The sequence below is a fragment of the Achromobacter sp. Marseille-Q4962 genome (genome assembly GCF_943737005.1).
In the GTDB taxonomy this organism is placed as follows: domain Bacteria; phylum Pseudomonadota; class Gammaproteobacteria; order Burkholderiales; family Burkholderiaceae_B; genus Achromobacter.
On sequence record NZ_CALSFU010000016.1, the window covers coordinates 49,791 to 68,780 of the forward strand.

At 67.2% G+C, this 18,990-nt stretch carries 18 protein-coding genes; all 18 read right to left on the reverse strand.

The window, feature by feature from the left end:
- Positions 1-6: 6 nt before the first annotated feature.
- The gene (gene dnaG, locus NGJ44_RS15385) at positions 7-2,046 is read right to left on the reverse strand and encodes a DNA primase (RefSeq protein ID WP_251864471.1); all 2,040 of its coding nucleotides are present in this window, start codon (positions 2,044-2,046) and stop codon (positions 7-9) included.
- Between the two features lie 19 nt (positions 2,047-2,065).
- Positions 2,066-2,278 (reverse strand): 30S ribosomal protein S21, encoded by a 213-nt coding sequence (rpsU, locus tag NGJ44_RS15390; protein ID WP_006218592.1) that lies wholly within the window; start codon positions 2,276-2,278, stop codon positions 2,066-2,068.
- A 343-nt stretch (positions 2,279-2,621) separates the two neighbouring features.
- The gene (locus tag NGJ44_RS15395; RefSeq protein WP_053245373.1) at positions 2,622-3,164 is read right to left on the reverse strand and encodes a phosphoribosyltransferase; all 543 of its coding nucleotides are present in this window, start codon (positions 3,162-3,164) and stop codon (positions 2,622-2,624) included.
- 81 nt (positions 3,165-3,245) lie between these two features.
- Positions 3,246-4,541, reverse strand: a complete 1,296-nt coding sequence (locus NGJ44_RS15400; RefSeq protein ID WP_251864472.1) for an adenylosuccinate synthase — start codon at positions 4,539-4,541, stop codon at positions 3,246-3,248.
- 76 nt (positions 4,542-4,617) lie between these two features.
- Positions 4,618-5,775, reverse strand: coding sequence for an ATP phosphoribosyltransferase regulatory subunit (locus NGJ44_RS15405; protein WP_251864473.1), 1,158 nt, complete (start codon positions 5,773-5,775; stop codon positions 4,618-4,620).
- 282 nt (positions 5,776-6,057) lie between these two features.
- Positions 6,058-6,963: a protease modulator HflC gene (gene hflC / locus NGJ44_RS15410; RefSeq protein WP_053245371.1), complete on the reverse strand. Its 906-nt coding sequence runs from the start codon at positions 6,961-6,963 to the stop codon at positions 6,058-6,060.
- An 18-nt stretch (positions 6,964-6,981) separates the two neighbouring features.
- On the reverse strand, positions 6,982-8,280 hold the full coding sequence (gene hflK, locus NGJ44_RS15415) for an FtsH protease activity modulator HflK (RefSeq protein ID WP_251864474.1): 1,299 nt from the start codon (positions 8,278-8,280) through the stop codon (positions 6,982-6,984).
- Entirely contained in the window at positions 8,246-9,352 is a 1,107-nt protein-coding gene (gene hflX, locus NGJ44_RS15420; protein ID WP_251864475.1) for a GTPase HflX, read from the reverse strand. Before hflX ends, hflK begins: the two co-directional genes overlap by 35 nt.
- Positions 9,353-9,436: 84 nt before the next feature.
- The gene (hfq, locus tag NGJ44_RS15425; protein ID WP_006218585.1) at positions 9,437-9,673 is read right to left on the reverse strand and encodes an RNA chaperone Hfq; all 237 of its coding nucleotides are present in this window, start codon (positions 9,671-9,673) and stop codon (positions 9,437-9,439) included.
- Between the two features lie 181 nt (positions 9,674-9,854).
- Entirely contained in the window at positions 9,855-10,928 is a 1,074-nt protein-coding gene (hisC, locus tag NGJ44_RS15430) for a histidinol-phosphate transaminase (RefSeq protein WP_053244934.1), read from the reverse strand.
- A gap of 3 nt (positions 10,929-10,931) precedes the next feature.
- The gene (gene der / locus NGJ44_RS15435; protein WP_053244935.1) at positions 10,932-12,284 is read right to left on the reverse strand and encodes a ribosome biogenesis GTPase Der; all 1,353 of its coding nucleotides are present in this window, start codon (positions 12,282-12,284) and stop codon (positions 10,932-10,934) included.
- A 26-nt stretch (positions 12,285-12,310) separates the two neighbouring features.
- On the reverse strand, positions 12,311-13,468 hold the full coding sequence (bamB, locus tag NGJ44_RS15440) for an outer membrane protein assembly factor BamB (RefSeq protein ID WP_053244936.1): 1,158 nt from the start codon (positions 13,466-13,468) through the stop codon (positions 12,311-12,313).
- Positions 13,469-13,472: 4 nt separating this feature from the next.
- On the reverse strand, positions 13,473-14,111 hold the full coding sequence (locus NGJ44_RS15445) for a YfgM family protein (protein WP_053244937.1): 639 nt from the start codon (positions 14,109-14,111) through the stop codon (positions 13,473-13,475).
- Position 14,112: 1 nt separating this feature from the next.
- Entirely contained in the window at positions 14,113-15,399 is a 1,287-nt protein-coding gene (gene hisS, locus NGJ44_RS15450; protein ID WP_082308336.1) for a histidine--tRNA ligase, read from the reverse strand.
- A gap of 64 nt (positions 15,400-15,463) precedes the next feature.
- The gene (gene ispG / locus NGJ44_RS15455) at positions 15,464-16,750 is read right to left on the reverse strand and encodes a flavodoxin-dependent (E)-4-hydroxy-3-methylbut-2-enyl-diphosphate synthase (RefSeq protein ID WP_053244939.1); all 1,287 of its coding nucleotides are present in this window, start codon (positions 16,748-16,750) and stop codon (positions 15,464-15,466) included.
- 14 nt (positions 16,751-16,764) lie between these two features.
- Complete coding sequence (locus NGJ44_RS15460) at positions 16,765-17,259, reverse strand: helix-turn-helix domain-containing protein (protein WP_053244493.1); 495 nt, start codon at positions 17,257-17,259, stop codon at positions 16,765-16,767.
- The gene (gene rlmN / locus NGJ44_RS15465; protein WP_053244940.1) at positions 17,256-18,410 is read right to left on the reverse strand and encodes a dual-specificity RNA methyltransferase RlmN; all 1,155 of its coding nucleotides are present in this window, start codon (positions 18,408-18,410) and stop codon (positions 17,256-17,258) included. The genes NGJ44_RS15460 and rlmN overlap by 4 nt, the downstream gene beginning before the upstream one ends.
- A gap of 39 nt (positions 18,411-18,449) precedes the next feature.
- Entirely contained in the window at positions 18,450-18,875 is a 426-nt protein-coding gene (gene ndk / locus NGJ44_RS15470; protein WP_053244492.1) for a nucleoside-diphosphate kinase, read from the reverse strand.
- Between the last annotated feature and the right edge of the window lie 115 nt (positions 18,876-18,990).

Here is an 18,990-nt window from a genome sequence, read left to right on the forward strand (position 1 = left end):
CCGCAATCAGCGTATGCCGGCACCTTTCAGCACCATCATCCGCTTGGACAATTCCAGATAGCGCTTGCGCGCCTCCTCCGATTCCAGGCCGGAGGCGGCCAGCTTCGCCATTTCCGCCTTGGCGGCATCGAACTCGATGCGCCGCAGGGCGTCGTCCCATTCGGTCTGCGGGTCAGGCAGGTCTTCCTGGGCGAGAATGTCCGCCCTCAGCCCCTTGAGCACGGCAGCCAGGTCCGAATCCGGCTCGGCGGCCTCCAGAAGCGCGCCGACGTGCCGCGCGCCGCTGCCCTGGGCCAGCATGATCAGGTCCTTTACCAGACCTAGATGGGGGCCGCGGTCGATGACTTCAAGCTGCTCGTCTCCCATGGTGTCCACCAGCTCCGGATGGGCCAGCAGCAGACTCAGCAAGCGCTTGGCCAGCGAAGGCATGGTGCGCCGCCCTTCGTAGCCTCCCGGCTCGTTGTCGCGCCGGCCTTTCCAACTGCCCTTGCCCTTCCAGTCGCTCTTGCCTTTCCAGTCGCTCCGGCCCTTCCAGGCCGGCTGGCCGGCCCAGTGGCCCGGTTCCTGCGGCGCGCGCGCCCCCTCGCCCTGGAGGAAGTGCGGATAATCCGGCTCCCCCTCGTCGGCGGGAATATCGCTGAAGTCGTAGTTGGCGTAGTCGAAGCCCGGCTCCGGCGCAGGCCCGTCGGCCGGCACGGCGCCCGCCTCGTCCGGACCGCTCTTGGAGGGCGCCGCGAACGGCCGCGCCGCCGCGGTCTGCTGGGCCAGCATCTGGGCCATTTCTTCGGGGGTGAGCTGCACGAGCCGCGCCATTTCGCGCTCGATCTGCACTCTCAGCGCGCATTCGGGAATGCTGGCCAGCAGGGGCTTGGCCTCGTGCAGGCAGCTTGCCCGCCCTTCGGCTTCGTCCATGTTGTGGCGCGAGGCCAGTTCATCGAGCAGGAAGCGGGACAGGGCCACCGCCTCGCCCAGGCAGGCCCGGAAGGCATCCGCACCCAGTTCGCGCACGTAGGAGTCGGGATCATGCTCCGCGGGCAGGAACAGAAAGCGGATGGCAATGTCGTCGCGCAGCACCGGCAGGCAGGCCTGCAAGGCCCGCCATGCGGCGCGCCGGCCCGCCGCGTCGCCGTCGAAGCTAAAGATGACGCGGTCGCTGGCGCGCAGCAGCTTCTTGACGTGATCCGGGGTGGTGGCGGTGCCCAGCGTGGCCACGGCATTGGCGATGCCCTGCTGGGCCAGGCCCACCACGTCCATGTAGCCCTCCACCACGATGACCTGGCCTTCCTTGCGGATGGCCTGGCGCGCTTCCCACAGGCCGTAGAGCTCCTGCCCCTTGGAAAACAGCGGGGTTTCGGGCGAGTTGAGATACTTGGGCTCGCCCTTGCCGATAATGCGCCCGCCGAAGCCGATCAGGCTGCCCCGCGCGTTGCGGATGGGGAACATGATGCGCTCGCGGAAGCGGTCGTAGCGGCGCCCGTCTTCGGATTCGATGACGAGGCCGGCTTCCACCAGCACGGGGTCTTCGTAGTGGGAAAAAACCTGCGACAGGCCGTGGCGGTCGGTGCCCGACCAGCCCAGCCCGAAATGGGCCGCGATCTCGCCCGTGAGGCCGCGCTGCTTGAGGTAGCGAATGGCGGCGGGCGAATTGCGTAGCTGCTTGAGGTAGTGCGCCTGGGCCGCTTCCAGAACCTGGACGTGACGCGATTCCTCCGCCTTGCGGCGGGCCGTCTCGGCCTGCTGGCGAGGGCTGCGGTTTTCTTCGGGGACCGTCATTCCCACCGAAGCCGCAAGCGTGCGCACGGCCTCGGGGAAACTCGCGCCCGTGTGCTCCATCAGGAAGGTGATGGCGCTACCGTGCGCGCCGCAACCGAAGCAGTGATAGAACTGCTTGGTCGGACTGACGGTAAACGACGGGCTTTTTTCGTTATGAAAGGGGCACAGGCCAAGCAGGTTGGCCCCACCCTTTCGCAACTGCACATATCGCCCGACGACATCGACGACGTCGACCCGGGCGAGCAAATCCTGGATGAATGATTCTGGAATCAATAGATTCGGGAATCAGAAATCAATACAGGCGGGGCGGCAGTTGCTGGCTACGAATCCGCTTGTAGTGGCGCTTCACCGCGGCGGCGTGCTTGCGCTTGCGCTCAGCCGTGGGCTTCTCGTAGAACTCGCGCGAGCGCAGTTCGGTGAGCAACCCGGTTTTTTCGATGGTGCGCTTGAAGCGACGCAGGGCGGCTTCAAACGGTTCGTTTTCCTTCAGTCGAACGATAGGCATAAATGAGTTGGCCTGCTTTTATGGGTAACAAAAAGTTAATGACAAACCTGGCCTGCTTAACCAGCAACGCCATGGCCTCCGGCTTCGCCCGGGAAGCGGCGCGAGGGTCATGCCCTGCCCGCGCCGCGTCGCCGCGAACCGCCCGAAGCCTTCCAGCGCCAATCTCGGCTGGCTATTTTCCGTTACCCAGGCCGCCGAAAACGCACGCAATGCGCGCAACCGGCAGCGAAAATTGAGTAACAAGCCAAGTTCGGTTTAGCGATAACCAGCGATTCTAGCACGATCACCCCCGATTTGGCCAGGAAGAGGCCATAACGGAACGACCGGGCCGCGAAACGCGGAATCAGCTTTTGGAACCCTTGCGGACCCAGGCTTCGAGCTGGTGCGGCCGCAGGCTGTCGTAGTCTTCGAACGGCTGGTGGATCCAGGGGTTGGTGGGCAGCTTTTCGACATAGTAGTCGGGTGTGACCTGCGAATGCCCTTTCCACCAGAGCACGGCGCTGCGCAGTTCGGTAATGTCGGCGAACTGGCGCTTCAGATGGTCGAAGACCTTGCTGAACGTCAGGCCGGTATCGACCATGTCGTCCACCAGCAACACCCGGCCCGACAGCGTGCCGCGCGTAATGGTGATGAACTGGGCAATGTCCAGGTCGCCCTGCTTGGTGCCCGCGGCTTCGCGATAGCTGCTGGTGGCCAGGATGCCCAGTGGCACGTCGTAGATGCGGGACATGACATCGCCCACGCGCACGCCGCCGCGCGCCAGGCAAAGAATCTGATCGAATTTCCAGCCGGATTGATACACCTGCAAGGCGAGGCGCTCGATCAGGCGGTTGTAATCGTCCCAGGTAACCCACAGATGGCTGTCGTCACTGGTTGGCGAGCTCATAGGCTGGCAACTCCTGCATGAGAATACGAAAAGGCCGCCGCCGGTATGACCGGCGGCGGCCTTGTGAATGATAACCCGATGTCAGCCCTTGAGGGGATGGCGCAGCACGATGGTTTCGTTGCGGTCGGGGCCGGTGGACACCAGGTCGATCGGCACGCCGCAGACTTCGGCCACGCGCTCCAGGTAGCGGCGGGCAGCCTGCGGCAGCTTGCCGTACTCGGTGATGCCGACGGTGGACTCGCTCCAGCCCGGCAGCTCTTCCAGCACGGGCTCGGCCTGGGCCACGGCATGGGCGCCATAGGGCAGCACGTCGCGGAATTCGCCGTTGACGCGGTAGCCCACGCCCAGCTGGATGGTTTCGAGGCCGTCGAGCACGTCCAGCTTGGTGATGCACAGGCCGGAAATGCCGTTCAGGCGGACCGAGCGCTTCAGGGCGGCGCCGTCGAACCAGCCGCAGCGGCGCGGGCGGCCCGTGACCGAACCGAATTCCTTGCCGATGGTGGCCAGGCGGGTGCCGATTTCGTCGACCAGCTCGGTCGGGAACGGGCCCGAGCCCACCCGCGTAGTGTAGGCCTTGGTGATGCCCAGCACGTAGTCGAGCGACTGCGGCCCCACGCCGGCGCCCGCCGAGGCGGCGCCCGCCACGCAGTTGCTGCTAGTGACGTAGGGATAGGTGCCGTGGTCCACGTCGAGCAGCGCGCCCTGGGCGCCCTCGAACAGCAGGCGCTTGCCCTCCTGCTGGAGCGCATAGAGATTGCTGGAGACGTCCTTGACCATGGGGGCGATGGCCGGCGCCAGCGCCATGGCCTGGTCGCGCACCTCGCTGGCGGACACGGCTTCGGCGCCGAGATACTTGGTGAGCACGAAGTTGTGGTAGTCCAGCAGCTCGGCGAGCTTTTCGTCGAACAGCGAGGGATTGAAGAGGTCTTGCACGCGGATGGCGCGGCGGGCGACCTTGTCTTCGTAGGCCGGGCCGATGCCGCGGCCGGTGGTGCCGATCTTGGCCTCGCCCTTGCGCGCTTCGCGGGCCTTGTCCACGGCGACGTGGTACGGCAGGATCAGGGGGCAGATTTCGGAGATCTGCAAGCGCGAGCGCACGTCCAGGCCGGCGGCCTCCAGCTCTTCGATTTCCTTGAGCAGGGCTTCGGGAGACAGCACGACGCCATTGCCGATGTAGCAGGTGACGCCGGGGTGCATGATGCCCGACGGGATCAGGCGCAGAATCGTCTTCTTGCCATTGATCCACAGCGTGTGGCCGGCATTGTGGCCGCCCTGGAAGCGGACCACGCCCTGGACGGATTCCGCCAGCCAGTCGACGATCTTGCCTTTGCCCTCGTCACCCCACTGGGTGCCGATTACGACTACGTTCTTGCTCATGTTACGAATCAATATCGAGTTTCTCGGGAAATCCGGAAATCTCCCCGCGGCCCCCTTGTCTCCAAGAGGGAGTTAGTCACAGCGTTCTGACGGTCCATGCGCCATCCTGCAGCGCCAGCTCGCGATCGCAAACGAATTCGTCCTGATCCTGCTCGTGGCCGGGCAATACCTGAACGACGATTTCCCCCGACCGGCGCAGGCGTCGCACCGCTTCGATCAGGGCCGGGGACTGCCCCCAGGGCGCCCGCACGGCGCGCGCCCGTTCGGCCGGCGGCAGCCCTGCCGCCAGCTTGCGCAGATCCAGGCTGAAGCCCGTGGCCGGGCGCGCCCGCCCGAACGCCAGGCTGACGTCGTCGTAGCGGCCTCCGCTGACGAGCGCATCGTGCCACCCTTCGGCGTACAGCGCGAACTTCACGCCCGAATGATAGTTATAGCCCCCCACGTCGGCGAGATCGACGCCGAACGCCACGCTGGGCATGGCGTCCACCACGCGCAGCAAGGCGTCGAGCGCGGCGGCCACGCCGGGCAGCAGAGGCAATTGCCGGCGCGCGTCCTGCAGCACTTCGGGACCGCCGTACAGATTCGGCAGGCGCCGCAGGGCGTCGTGGGTTTCCTTGCGCAGGCCGGGCAGGCGCGCCGCCAGCTCGCCCAGGCCGGGCACGTCTTTTTCGCGCAGCAGGCGGATGATTTCTTCCGAGGCGGCGGCGGCCGCGGGATCGGACTCCAGCAAGGCGCGGAGCACGCCGGGATGACAGAGGTCCAGGCGCGGATTGCGCACGCCGGCGATCTCCACCGTTTCGAGCACGAGCTGGATGATTTCCAGGTCGGCCTCGAAGCCGGCATGGCCGTAGATTTCGGCGCCGATCTGCAGCAGCTCGCGGCTGGACAGCAGATCGGCCGGCCGGGCGTGCAGCACGTTGCCGCAATAACAGAGACGGGTCACGCCCGCGCGGTTGAGCAGGTGCGCGTCGATGCGCGTGACCTGCGGCGTCATGTCGGCGCGCACGCCCAGCGTGCGGCCGGAAAGCTGATCAGCCAGTTTGCAGGTACGCAGATCCAGGTCGCTGCCGGTGCCCGACAGCAACGAATCGATGTACTCGACCAGGGGCGGCGCGACCAGCTCGAAACCGTAAGTGCGATACAGATCGAGGAGTTCGCGGCGCAGTTCCTCGATGCGCCGTGCCTCTGCCGGAAGCACGTCGGCAAGGCTTTCGGGCAGCAACCAGTTACCCATGAATGTTTACCTGAATAACGCCTAGAGATGCGTGGGCGTCGCCCAAACGAAAAAGCGGCTGAGGGGGCGTAAGCCCGCTCAGCCGCTCGCGGAAAGTTTTCTAGCTTACGCGGTATTGTACATGGTTCGGCGGCTTGCGCCAGCCGCGCGGCCGGGCGTGCGCCCCGCCCTCGCCCCGGGTCCGCCGGACGGCGGGCGGCGGAAAAAAGCCCCCGCGGGCCGGGCCGGCGGGGGCTTTGGCGGCCGGGCGGCAGCGCCCGGCGGCTTCGTCGCCTCAGGATCTCAAGGCTTGGCCGGAATGGTCACGGGCGCGAGCGCCTGGCCCAGCGGATCCTTCATGAACTTGAAGAAGCTGGAGCTCGGGTCGACCACGAGCACGTCGCTCGGCTTCGAGAAGGAAGCGCGATAGGCCTCCAGGCTCTTGTAGAACGCGTAGAACTGCGGGTCCTTGCCGTAGGCCTGGGCGTAGATGGACGCGGCGGTAGCGTCGCCCTCGCCCATGATGCCCTGCGCCTTGGCGTAGGCCTGGGCGACGATGACTTCGCGCTGGCGGTCGGCCTCCGCGCGGATCTTCTCGCCTTCGGCCGCGCCGATGGATCGCAGCTCGTTGGCCACCCGGGTGCGCTCGGCTTCCATGCGGCGGTACACCGACTCGGAGATCTCGGGCGCGAACTCGATGCGGCGCAGACGCACGTCCACGATCTGCACGCCCAGCGGTTCGGCGCGCTTGGCGACGTTGGCGAGGATTTCCTCCATGACCTTGTCGCGCTCGGTGGACACCACGTCGCGCACCGTGCGCACGTTGACGGCGGCGTTCAGGGCGTCGCGGATCTGCGCCTGCAGGCGCTCGCCGGCCGCGCGCTCGTTGCCGCCGAAGGTGATGTAGTACAGGCGCGGATCGGCGATGCGCCATTTCACGTAGGAGTCGATCAGCAGGTTCTTCTTTTCGGAAGTCTGGATGCGCTCCGGATCGTTGGTTTCGATGGTGAGGATGCGCTTGTCCAGCGTGACGACGTTCTGGAACGGCGGCGGGGCCTTGAAATAGAGGCCGGGTTCGTTGATGACCTTGCGCACTTCGCCCAGCGAGAACACGAGGGCGTAGTCGCGTTCGCGCACGACGAAGACGCAGGAAGACAGGACGGCCAGCACGATGAGCAGGCCGACCAGGACGGGCATGAGGCGTTGCATGTTCAGGGCTCCTCCGGGTTAGCGCGACGTGCGGTCGCGGGGCAGCGTGTTGCTGGGGCTGCTGCCGGAAGATGGGGACGGCGCGGCGCCGCTGCGCAGCGGCGGCTGCGACGGGGCGCTGGCGCCGGACGAGGACGAGCCCGCGGCGCCCGGACGGGACGCGTCCTGGGCGGCCTGGTGCATGATCTTGTCCAGGGGCAGGTACAGCATGTTGTTGTTGCTCTTGGAGTCGACCATGACCTTGCTGGCGCGCGTGAAGATCTCCTGCATGCTTTCCAGGTACATGCGCTCGCGCATCACCTGGGGCGCCTTCTGGTATTCGGCGAGGATGCTGGTGAAGCGCGAGGTATTGCCCTGCGCGTCGCCCACCACCTTGGCCTTGTAGCCTTCGGCCTGCTCGATCATGCGCGAGGCCTGGCCGCTGGCCAGCGGCACGACCTGGTTGGCGTAGGCCTGGCCCTCGTTGATCTGGCGCTCGCGGTCCTGGCCGGCCTTGACGGCGTCGTCGAACGCCGCCTGCACCTGCTCGGGCGGCTGCACGTTCTGGATGGCGACGGTGCTGACCTGGATGCCGGTCTGGTAGCGATCGAGGATCTGCTGCATCAGCGATTGCACCTGGTTGGCGACCGTGGTGCGCCCCTCGTACAGCACGAAGTCCATGGATTGCTTGCCGACCACCTCGCGCATGGCCGTCTCGGAGGCCTGGCGCACGGATTCGTCCGGGTCGCGGGTCTTGAACAGGTAGTCGGGCGCGCCGTCGGCCCGCAGCCGGTACTGCACGACGAACTGCATGTCGACGATGTTCTCGTCCGTCGTGAGCATGAGCGCCTCGGGCATGACCTTGTTGCGCGAGCTGCCGCGGAAGCCCACCTCGAAGGTGCGCAACTGCGACACGTTGACGATCTCGTGGCTCTGGATGGGATACGGCAGGCGCCACTGGAAGCCGGCCTGCGACGTGCTCTTGTACTTGCCGAACTGGGTCACGACCGCGACCTGGCCTTCCTGCACGATATAGAAGCCGCTGGCCAGCCAGATGCCCACGCCCACCAGCGCGATGACGCCCAGGCCGATGCGCGCGTTGCGCGGCGAGGGCGGCGTGGCCCCGCCCCGGTTGTTGGGACGGTTGTTGCCGCCCCCGCCCTTGCGGCCGAAGAGGGAACCGATGCGATTGTTGAAATCGCGCCAGACCTCGTCGAGATCGGGCGGACCGTCGCCATTGCCCTGCGGGCGCCGCGGCGGCTCGGAACCGTTGTTGTTATTGTTTCCACGACCCCAGCCGGGATCATTCAGATTGAAGAGTTTGTTGATTCGAGGCATTGTTTCCCGCAATCTGTCCGGTCTCCGCAATTGCCCCGCGCAACGCGTCCAGACCGGCGCGCTCGGTGGCGCTTACAAATACTCGCGCAATCGTACCATGCGCATCGCGCTCCACCCGCGGCTCCAGGCCGACCCGGTCGATCTTGTTGTATACCAGAATCGTGGGCACCGACGCCGCCCCGATCTCCGCCTGCACCTTGTTGACCTCGAAAATCTGCTCTTCGCGCTGCGGACTGGCGGCATCGACCACGTGCAGCAGCAGGTCGGCGTGCACGGTTTCCTCGAGCGTGGCGCGGAACGCCGCGATCAGGCCGTGCGGCAGGTCGCGGATGAACCCGACGGTGTCGGACACCACGACAGAGCCCGCGCCTTCGATCCAGATGCGCCGCGTGGTGGTGTCCAGGGTGGCAAACAACTGGTCGGCCGCATAGGTGTCGGCACGGGTCAGGGCATTGAACAGCGTGGATTTGCCGGCATTGGTATAGCCCACCAGCGATACCGACAGCGCGCCGCCGCGCGCGCGGGCCCGGCGCTGGGTGACGCGCTGCCGCTCGACCTTGTCGAGCCGCTCGCGCAGCACCTTGACCTTGGCGCCGATCATGCGGCGGTCCATTTCGAGCTGGGATTCGCCCGGCCCCCGCATGCCGATGCCGCCGCGCTGCCGCTCCAGGTGGGTCCAGAGGCGGGTAAGGCGCGTGGCCAGGTGCTGGAGCTGGGCCAGCTCGACCTGCAGCTTGCCCTCGTGGCTCTTGGCCCGCAGGGCGAAGATGTCGAGGATGAGCGCCACGCGGTCCACTACCCGCAGGTTGAAGGCGCGTTCCAGGTTACGCTGCTGCGCGGGCGAGAGCGGCTGCTCGAAGAGAATGATGTCGGCCAGCAGCGCCTGGGCCATGGCCACGCCCTCCTCCACCTTGCCGGAACCGATGAAGAACTTGGCGTCGGGGCGGTCGCGCCGCGCCGTGAGCGTGCCGACGATTTCCGCGCCCGCGCCTTCGGCCAGCATGGCGAACTCCTCCGCGTGGGCGGCGTGGTCGGGATTGCCGAGATCGACACTGATGATCAGCGCGCGCATACGTGCACCATTTTGGAGCCAAAGCGAAAATGCCCGCCGACGGCAAGCGTCAGGCGGGCAATGAAAGGTACTACTGGAGCGGGATTATTCAGCAGGGACTTCCACCTGGAAATTGACGGCGCGGGCCGGGACAACGGTGGAGATGGCATGCTTGTAGACCATCTGCGTCACCGTATTGCGCAGCAGCACCACGTATTGGTCGAACGATTCGATTTGCCCTTGAAGCTTGATGCCGTTTACCAGGTAGATGGACACGGGCACGTGATCTTTGCGCAGCGTGTTCAGAAACGGATCTTGCAGAGTTTGCCCTTTATTGCTCATTGGCCAGGCTCCATTTGTTATTTAAGTGATGGCGCACGTCTGAAATGGTGGGGTGCGCCGAAACATCTACTCTACAGGGTTTTCCCGGGCCGTGCCACTTGTGCGCCATGCAAAAAATGACACCAGAGTTTTCCGGGCCCGCCCAGCGCGCCGGGCGGCCGCATGAGCGGCCGGCGGCGGCTCAGCTTCCGGTGATTTCGCCCAGGGCGGCCAGCAGCAGATCGCTCTGCGCGTCGGTGCCCACCGTGATGCGCAGGAACTGCTCGATGCGCGGCTGGCGGAAGTGGCGCACGATGATGCCGCGCTCGCGCAGCGAGGCCGCCAGCGCGGCCGCGTCGCGCGCGGGATGCCGGGCGAACACGAAGTTGGCGGCCGAAGGCAGCACCTCGAATCCCAGCGCCCGCAGGCCCGCCGTCATGGCCTCGCGGGTGCGGATGACCCGGGCGCGCGTTTCCTCGAAATACTCGCGGTCTTCGAGCGCCGCCACGGCGCCCGCGCTGGCCAGCCGGTCGATGGGATAGGAGTTGAAGCTGTTCTTCACGCGCTCCAGGCCGTCGATGAGTTCGCGGCTGCCCACGGCGAAGCCGACGCGCAGGCCGGCCAGCGAACGCGACTTGGAGAGGGTCTGCACCACCAGGAGGTTGTCGTAGCGGGCCACGAGCGGAATCGCCGATTCGGCGCCGAAGTCCACATAGGCTTCGTCCACCACGACCACCGCGTCGGGGTTGCCCGCCACGATGCGTTCGATGTCGGCCAGGCCCAGCGCGCGGCCGGTGGGTGCGTTGGGGTTCGGGAAGATGATGGCGCCCGCCGGCCCGCCGCGGGCCGGGAGGTAGTCTTCGACGTCGATGCGGAAGTCGGCCGTGAGCGGCGCCGTCTCGTAGTCGATGCCATACAGGCCGCAGTAGACCGGATAGAAACTGTAGGTGATGTCCGGAAAGCGCAGCGGCCGCTCATGCTTGAGCAGCGCCAGGAAGGCGTGGGCCAGCACCTCGTCGGAACCGTTGCCCACGAATACCTGGCCGGCGTCCACGCCCACCGTGCCGGCGATGGCCTGGCGCAGCCGTTCGGACGAGGGGTCGGGATACAGCTTGAGCGTATCGTCGCAGGCCGCGCGCAGGGCCTCGAGCACCCGCGGCGAAGGGCCGTATGGATGCTCGTTGGTGTTGAGCTTGACCAGGTTCTGAAGCCTGGGCTGCTCGCCCGGCACATACGGACTGAGCGTCCCCACGACGGGACTCCAGAAGCGGCTCATGATTCAGTTTTCCTGCTTGTAGGGATTGTGCGAAGACTTGAATTCGATGCGCAGCGGCGTGCCGGCCAGATCGAACTCGTTGCGGAAACGCGTCTCCAGGTAGCGCCGGTACGACTCGGGTATGGCGTCCAGCGCATTGCCGTGTATGACCACCAGCGGCGGATTCTGCCCGCCCTGGTGCGCATAGCGCATCTTGGGCCGGAAAATGCCCTTGCGCGGCGGCGGCTGCTGTTCCACCGCGGCCTGCAGGGCGCGCGTGAGCTTGGGCGTGGAAAGCTTGGCGAACGCCGCGGCGTGCGCCGCGTTGATGGATTTCAGAAGCGGCTTGATACCCTGCCCCCGCAGCGCGGAAATGGTGTGCATGCGGGCAAACGACAGGAAGCGCAGCTTGCGCTGGAATTCGCGCTCGATGCGCTCTTTCTGTTCGGCGTCCAGGCCGTCCCATTTGTTGATGGCGACCACCACCGCGCGGCCGGTTTCGAGCACGAAGCCGGCGATGTGCGCATCCTGCTCGGAAATCTCGGACTGCGCATCCAGCATGAGCAGCACCACGTTGCTGGCCTCGATGGCCTGCAGGGTCTTGATGACCGAGAACTTCTCGACCGCCTCGAAAACCTTGCCGCGCTTGCGCAGGCCGGCCGTGTCGATGAGCGTGTACTTGCGGCCGTCGCGCTCGAAATCGATCTCGATGGCGTCGCGCGTGGTGCCCGGCATGTCGAACGCGATGACGCGCTCCTCGCCCAGGAGCGTGTTGATGAGGGTTGACTTGCCCACGTTGGGGCGCCCCACAATGGCCAGCTTGATGCGGTGGTCGTGCGGGCCTTCCTCGGCCGCGTCTTCGGGCTCTGGCGGCGGCGCCAGGTCCTTGAGCGCGAGCTCGATCAGGTCGACGATGCCGTCGCCGTGCGCGGCCGAGATGGGATAGGGCTGGCCCAGGCCCAGCTCGTGGAATTCGGCCACGGCGCTGCCCGAGCCCATGCCCTCGGCCTTGTTCACCGCCAGCAGCACGCGCTGCTGGCCCGACTTGCGCAGGAGCTGGGCGATTTCGTGGTCGTGCGCGTTGAGGCCGGCGCGCGCGTCCACCAGGAACACCACCACGTCGGCCTCGGCGATGGCCTGCCGGGTCTGGCGGGCCATTTCCAGCAGGATGCCGTCCTTGGCCACGGGCTCGAACCCGCCTGTGTCGATGACGATGAAGGGAATCTCGCCCACCCTGCCCTCGCCGTAATGGCGGTCGCGGGTCAGGCCGGAATAGTCGGCCACCAGCGCGGCGCGCGATCGCGTCAGGCGGTTGAAGAGGGTCGATTTCCCCACATTGGGGCGGCCGACCAGGGCAACGACAGGCTTGAAGGACACGGTTGGAAGTTGGTTTCGATTGGGTTTCAGTTGGTGCCGATCAGGACGAGATTGCCGTTGCCCGTCTGGACCAGCACGCCTTGGGACGTGGTTTGCGGGGGCGAGACCACGGCGCCGCCGCCGACCGACAGGCGGGCCATCAGGCTGCCGTCGCTGCGCGACAGGAAGTGGACGTAGCCGTCGAGGTCGCCCACGGCCAGCGCGCCGCCCAGCAGCGCCGGCACGGTCAGCTGGCGGTTTTTCAGCGCGCCCTGCTTCCAGACGTTGCCGCCGTTGTCCAGCGCGAAGGCATGCACCACGCTGTTCTGGTCGGCCGAGTAGGCGAAACGGTCGTCCAGCGTGAGGCCGCTGACGCTGGAGAAGTCCTTGGCCCACAGCGGGCGGCCGCCGGCAGTGACGTCGAAGCAGACGATGCGGCCCTGGTAGGCCACGGCGCAGAGCAGGTTGCCCGCGATGCGGGGCACGCCGACCACGTCGGTCAGGCGCTCCAGGTCGCTGGCGCCGCGCGGCGTGGCCACGGTGCCTTCCCACTGCACGTTGCCGCTGTTGGCCGCGATGGCGAGCATCTTGCCGCCGGGCAGGCCGGTGATGACCAGGCCCTCGGCCATCAGCATCTGCGACACGCTGCGCAGCGCCAGCGCCGGGCCCGGACGCTGCACGTTCCAGACGCGCTCGCCGGTGCGGGCGTCGAACGCCTGGATGCGGTAGTCGCCGCTGCGCACCACGACCAGGCCGTAGCCCACCAGCGGCGGCACCGACACGTCGCTGGTGGCGCGCGCCTTCCACTTCTGCTTGCCGGTGTCGTCGAAGGCGATCACGTCGCCGTTGGGCGAGGCCACGGCGGTGGTGGAGCCATCGCTGCCGGCGCCGGCCGACAGCTTGGTGTCGGCGTCGATCTTCCAGATGGGGCGCCCGCTCTGCAGGTCGAACTTGCCCACGGAACCGTCGGGGGTGGCCGCGTAGACGGCGTTGTTGACGACGGTGGGCGCAAAGCCCAGGCCCGAGCCGCTGCCCACCGACGTGGACCAGATCTGGCGCACCGACATGCCGGCCTTGTATTCGGTGAGGGGCGCGGGCTCGTAGCGCGCGTCGTCGCTGGAAAACAGGCCGCAGCCGCTCAGGGCCAACAGGCCCGCCACGCACAGGGCGCCGCGCCACATGCGGCGGGGGGCGAATTTACGCATACAGTCAGGCTCCGCTCAGGGCATCCAATTTGAGTTGCACAACCTGGGTAAGCGGATTGTTCTTACCCAGTCCATCGATGGCGCTCCGCCAGGCGGCGCGCGCTTCTTCCCGCTTGCCCTGGGCCGCGAGAACATCGCCGCGGCGGTCGGCGAACAAGGCGGCGAAAGCGGGCGGCGCGTTCTCGAGTTGCGCGAGCGCGGCGTCGTACTGCTTCTGGTCGAGCAGCAGCCCCGCCAGGCGCAGCCGTGCCACAGCCTGCATGGAGGGGTTTTTCTTTTGCGCGGCCAGCCATTCGAGCTGTTCGCGCGCGCCGGCCGCGTCGTCCTGGGCCTGCAGGGCCTGGGCGGCGACCAGGGCGCCGCGCGCGGCATAGCCGGTGGCGGCATAGTCTTCGCGCAAGGTGGCGGCGGCGGCCTTGATGCGCACGGCGGAATCCGAGCCGCCCAGCCGGGCGGCGTCTTCCAGCGCCTCGAAATAGCCCATGGCCTGGTTGGCGCGGTGCGACTCATAGGCCTTCCAGCCCCACCATCCGCCCCAGGCCAGGGCCACGACGGCAACCAGCGTCGCTATCAGCGTGCCGTAGCGCGCCCACCAGGCCTTGATTGCGTCGAGTTTTTCCTGTTCTTCGAGATCGTATGCCATGCTAACCCTTGAGTTTCAATGCTTCGGCCAGCTCCGCCAGCGGCACCTGCCGCTGCGGCGCCTCGCCCTGCGCGCCGGCGCGCAGGAACTTGATGCTGGCGGCCCGGGCCGCCACTTCATCGGCGCCAAGAATAACCGCAACCTGCGCTCCGCTGGCATCGGCGCGCTTGAATTGGGACTTGAAGCTGGCCGGACCGGCGTGGACCACCACGGCAAATCCTGCGTCGCGCAGGTCTTCGCCCACACGCGCGGCCAGCCGCTGGGCGTCCTCGCCCTGGTGCACGACATACACGTCGCACTCGGCGGGCGCCTCCAGCGCCACGCTCTGCTCCCAGAGGTCGAGCAGGCGCTCCATGCCGATGGCGAAACCCACCGCGGGAGCCGGCTTGCCGCCCAGCAGCTCGATGAGCCCGTCGTAGCGGCCGCCGCCGCAGACGGTGCCCTGCGCGCCCAGGCGGTCGGTCACCCACTCGAAAACCGTGAGGTTGTAGTAGTCGAGCCCGCGCACCAGGCGCGGGTTGAGGCGGTATTCGATGCCGGCATCGGCCAGCCGCTGGCATACGCCGTCGAAGTGCGCCCGCGACTCCTCGCCCAGGAAGTCGAACAGGCGCGGCGCGCTGTCGGCCATTTCCTGCATGGCGGGGTTCTTGGTGTCCAGCACGCGCAGCGGGTTGGTGTACATGCGGCGCTGGCCGTCTTCGTCGAGGATGCCGCGGTGCTTTTCCAGGTGCTCGATCAGCGCGGCGCGGTGCGCGGCGCGCTCGGCCGGCTGGCCCAGCGAATTCAGCTCGAGGCGCACGTCGGTCAGGTCCAGCAGCTTCCACAGGCGGGCCAGCATGACGATCAGCTCGGCATCCACGTCCGGGCCGGCGAAGCCCAGCGCCTCGACGTCGATCTGATGGAACTGGCGGTAGCGGCCGCGCTGCGGGCGCTCGTGGCGGAACACGGGGCCGATGGAATAGACGCGCTGCGGGCGGTCGTAGAGCAGGTTGTGCTCGATGGCGGCGCGCACGATGCCCGCGGTCATTTCGGGGCGCATGGTGAGCGAATCGCCGTTGAGCGCGTCGGTGAAGGTGTACATCTCTTTTTCGACGATGTCGGTCACTTCGCCGATGCCGCGCGCGAACAGGCGCGTATGCTCGAGCACGGGCGTGCGCACGTTGCGGTAGCCATAGCTGCGCAGCCACCCGCGGACGATATCCTCGAATTGCTCCCAGCGGGCGCTCGCCCCCGGCAGCAGGTCGTTCATGCCGCGTATGGCGGCGACTTTCTGGAAAGCTTGACTCATCTTTTTCGTGCTTTATCGTGCCGCCCGCCGCGCCGGGGCGCGCAGGCGGCCACACCCTTGCTTTTCAATGAGAGGCGGACGCGCCGTAGCGGCGCGCGACGTAATCTTCGACGATGGCCTGGAATTCCTCGGCGATGCGGTCGCCCTTCAGGGTGACAGTGCGCTCGCCGTCCACGAACACCGGCGCGGCGGGCACTTCGCCCGTGCCCGGCAGGCTGATGCCGATGTCCGCGTGGCGGCTTTCGCCCGGCCCGTTGACCACACAGCCCATGACCGCCACGTTCATGGTTTCGACGCCGGGATACCGGGCGCGCCACACCGGCATCTGCCGGCGCAGGTAGGACTGGATGCTGTCGGCCAGCTCCTGGAAGAACGTGCTGCTGGTGCGGCCGCAGCCCGGGCAGGCCACCACCATGGGCGTGAAGGCGCGCAGGCCCATGGTCTGGAGGATTTCCTGCGCCACCACGGCCTCGCGGCTGCGGTCGCCGCCGGGCTCGGGGGTGAGCGAGATGCGGATCGTGTCGCCGATGCCCTGCTGCAGCAGCACGGCCAGCGCGGCGGTGGAGGCCACGATGCCCTTGCTGCCCATGCCGGCCTCGGTCAGGCCCAGGTGCAGCGGATAGTCGCAGCGGGCGGAGAGGTCGCGGTAGACGGCGATGAGGTCCTGCACGTGGCTCACCTTGCACGACAGCACGATGGCGTCGCGGCGCAGGCCGAGCGCTTCGGCGCGCCGGGCGTTGCTGATGGCCGAAACCACCAGCGCGTCGCGCATGACGGCCTGGGCTTCCCAGGGCTGGGCGCGGCGGCTGTTCTCATCCATTTTGCGCGCCATGAGCTCGTGATCGAGGCTGCCCCAGTTGACGCCGATGCGCACCGGCTTGTCGTAGCGGCAGGCGACCTCGATCATCTGCGCGAAGTTGTCGTCGCGGCGCTTGCCCCCGCCCATGTTGCCGGGGTTGATGCGGTATTTGGACAGGGCCTGCGCGCACTCGGGGAACTGCGTGAGCAGCTTGTGGCCGTTGTAGTGGAAGTCGCCCACCAGCGGCACGTCGATCCCCATGCGATCGAGCTGCTCGCGGATCGCGGCCACTTCGCGGGCGGCCTCCGGCGTGTTCACGGTGATGCGCACCAGTTCGGAACCGGCCTGCGCCAGCTCTTTCACCTGGATGGCGGTGGCGATGGCGTCGGCGGTGTCGGTGTTGGTCATGGACTGGACCACCACCGGCGCGTCGCCGCCCAGGGTGACGACACGATTGCCCCACTTCACGGCCACCTGGCGGGTGGGACGCCGCGGCGCCGGCCCCACGGGGGGCGGCGGCGCATCCTGGCAAGGCAGAGAAGAATCTTGCATCGGGGTAACCCGGTTTACTTGGACAGCTTGGGAAGCCAATCGAAGGCCAGCCAGTGCTGCGGCAGCCAGCCCTGCCAGAACGCGTAGGCCAGGCCGGCGGCCAGCACCAGCACGATGGCCAGCAGCCAGCCCCAGGACGTGGAGGAAGCACGTTCGTCTTCCATGGGCGCGGCGCCGATGCTGTGCGCGGAATCGAGCGAGCCGGGGCTGCGGCGCAGCGGGCCGGTGACGCGGACTTTGGGGTCCAGCGACTCGACGATGGCCTCGGCGTCGGCGCCCAGCAGGCGCGCGTAATTGCGGATCAGGCCGCGCAGGGACACGCCGGTGGGCAGGTCGGACCAGCGCTCTTCCTCGAGCGCGTCGATCTGCTTGGTGGAGAATTTGATGCGGCTGGAAACCTCGTCCAGCGACCACCCCCTGGCCTTGCGCAATTCGCGCAACGCGCCGCCCACATTGCCCGGGCCGCCGACGGGCGATTCGGAAACCGCGGAAGCGTACTCCTGCGTCATGCATGCACCTGTTTGATCGGAATGGCCCGGGCTCGCGCGGCATTGCGCTCGGTAATGCGGGTGCGGTCGCGCACCTCGCCGGCGAGCTGGCCACAGGCCGCGTCGATGTCGTCGCCACGGGTCTTGCGCACCGTGGTGACGATGCCCGCGTCCATCAGGCGCTGCGCGAACACTTTCACGCGCGCGGACGGCGAACGCTTCAGGCCCGAAGCGGGGAAGGGATTGAAGGGAATCAGGTTCAGCTTGCAGCGCACCTGGCGCGCCACCTGAATCAGTTCCCGGGCGTGCTGGTCGGTATCGTTGATGCCGTCCAGCATGCAGTATTCGAAAGTGATGAAGTCGCGCGGCGCATGCTCCAGGTAGCGGTTGCAGGCATCCAGCAGCGAATTCAGCGGGTGTTTACGGTTCAGCGGCACGAGCTCGTCGCGCAGCGCGTCGTTGGGCGCGTGCAGCGACACCGCCAGCGCCACGGGACAGTCCTGGGACAGGCGGTCCATCATGGGAACCACGCCGGAAGTCGACACGGTGACCCGGCGGCGCGACAGCCCGTAGGCGTTGTCGTCCAGCATGAGGCGCAGCGCCGGTACGACCTGGTCGTAGTTGAGCAGGGGCTCGCCCATGCCCATCATCACGACGTTGCTGATGACGCGCGTGTCTTCGCCCGCCTTGGCCGAAGGCAGGCGCGCGGCGCCGATGTCTGCCTCCAGCACGCGCTTGGCCCACCAGAGCTGGCCGATGATCTCGCTCGTCTTGAGGTTGCGGTTGAAACCCTGGTGGCCGGTGGAGCAGAACCGGCAGTTCACCACGCAGCCCGCCTGGCTGGAAACGCACAGGGTGCCGCGATCGTCTTCGGGAATGAAGACGGTTTCGATGGCATTGCCCTGCCCCACGTCGAACAGCCACTTGCGGGTGCCGTCGGAGGAGCGCTGCTCGATGTTGACCGGCAGCGCCTCGATGCGGCAACGCTCCGCGAGCTGGCCGCGGAAGTCGCGGGCCAGGTCGGTCATGGCGTCGAACGAATCGGCGCCGCGCTGGTGCACCCAGCGCTGCAGCTGCCGGGCGCGGAACGGCTTGCCGCCCCACTGCCCGACCAGCTCGGCCAGCGCGGGGCCGTCCAGGCCCAGCAGGTTGATTCGATCGGCGGATTCCATGACCAGACTATAGAAGAAACGTTGACGCCTGCCCGGAAATCAACGGGTGTGGATGTTGATTTCGGGGAAGAAGAAGGCAACCTCGACGGCGGCCGTTTCCGGGGCGTCGGAACCGTGCACGGCGTTGGCGTCGATGCTGTCGGCGAAGTCGGCGCGGATGGTGCCCGGGGCGGCCTTCTTGGGGTCGGTGGCGCCCATCAGGTCGCGGTTCTTCTGGATGGCGTCTTCGCCTTCGAGCACTTGCACGAAGACGGGGCCCGAGACCATGAAGTCGACCAGGTCCTTGAAGAAGGGACGCTCCTTGTGCACGGCATAGAAGCGCTCGGCGTCGGTGCGCGAGAGCTGCAGCATGCGGGCGGCGATGACCTTCAGGCCGGCCTGCTCGAAGCGGCTGACGATCTGGCCGATGACGTTCTTGGCGACGGCGTCGGGCTTGATGATCGAGAGAGTGCGTTGGATGGACATGAAAAGAACTCCGGATAGCGGTTTCTACTGATTAATTGCCTGGCGCGGCCTTGCGCTGGTCGGAGCCACCCTTCGAGCGCCGCTGCGCCATCGGCGCAGAACGGATGCGGGGCGC

Coding starts and splice junctions, on each gene's coding strand:
- rpsU (WP_006218592.1), bottom strand. CDS start 2,278: ATGCCTATCGTTCGACTGAAGGAAAACGAACCGTTTGAAGCCGCCCTG.
- NGJ44_RS15460 (WP_053244493.1), bottom strand. CDS start 17,259: ATGACGCAGGAGTACGCTTCCGCGGTTTCCGAATCGCCCGTCGGCGGC.
- ndk (WP_053244492.1), bottom strand. CDS start 18,875: ATGTCCATCCAACGCACTCTCTCGATCATCAAGCCCGACGCCGTCGCC.
- NGJ44_RS15395 (WP_053245373.1), bottom strand. CDS start 3,164: ATGAGCTCGCCAACCAGTGACGACAGCCATCTGTGGGTTACCTGGGAC.
- hflK (WP_251864474.1), bottom strand. CDS start 8,280: ATGCCTCGAATCAACAAACTCTTCAATCTGAATGATCCCGGCTGGGGT.
- hflX (WP_251864475.1), bottom strand. CDS start 9,352: ATGCGCGCGCTGATCATCAGTGTCGATCTCGGCAATCCCGACCACGCC.
- hfq (WP_006218585.1), bottom strand. CDS start 9,673: ATGAGCAATAAAGGGCAAACTCTGCAAGATCCGTTTCTGAACACGCTG.
- NGJ44_RS15405 (WP_251864473.1), bottom strand. CDS start 5,775: ATGGGTAACTGGTTGCTGCCCGAAAGCCTTGCCGACGTGCTTCCGGCA.
- bamB (WP_053244936.1), bottom strand. CDS start 13,468: ATGCGTAAATTCGCCCCCCGCCGCATGTGGCGCGGCGCCCTGTGCGTG.
- ispG (WP_053244939.1), bottom strand. CDS start 16,750: ATGCAAGATTCTTCTCTGCCTTGCCAGGATGCGCCGCCGCCCCCCGTG.
- NGJ44_RS15445 (WP_053244937.1), bottom strand. CDS start 14,111: ATGGCATACGATCTCGAAGAACAGGAAAAACTCGACGCAATCAAGGCC.
- hflC (WP_053245371.1), bottom strand. CDS start 6,963: ATGCAACGCCTCATGCCCGTCCTGGTCGGCCTGCTCATCGTGCTGGCC.
- hisC (WP_053244934.1), bottom strand. CDS start 10,928: ATGAGCCGCTTCTGGAGTCCCGTCGTGGGGACGCTCAGTCCGTATGTG.
- NGJ44_RS15400 (WP_251864472.1), bottom strand. CDS start 4,541: ATGAGCAAGAACGTAGTCGTAATCGGCACCCAGTGGGGTGACGAGGGC.
- hisS (WP_082308336.1), bottom strand. CDS start 15,399: ATGAGTCAAGCTTTCCAGAAAGTCGCCGCCATACGCGGCATGAACGAC.
- rlmN (WP_053244940.1), bottom strand. CDS start 18,410: ATGGAATCCGCCGATCGAATCAACCTGCTGGGCCTGGACGGCCCCGCG.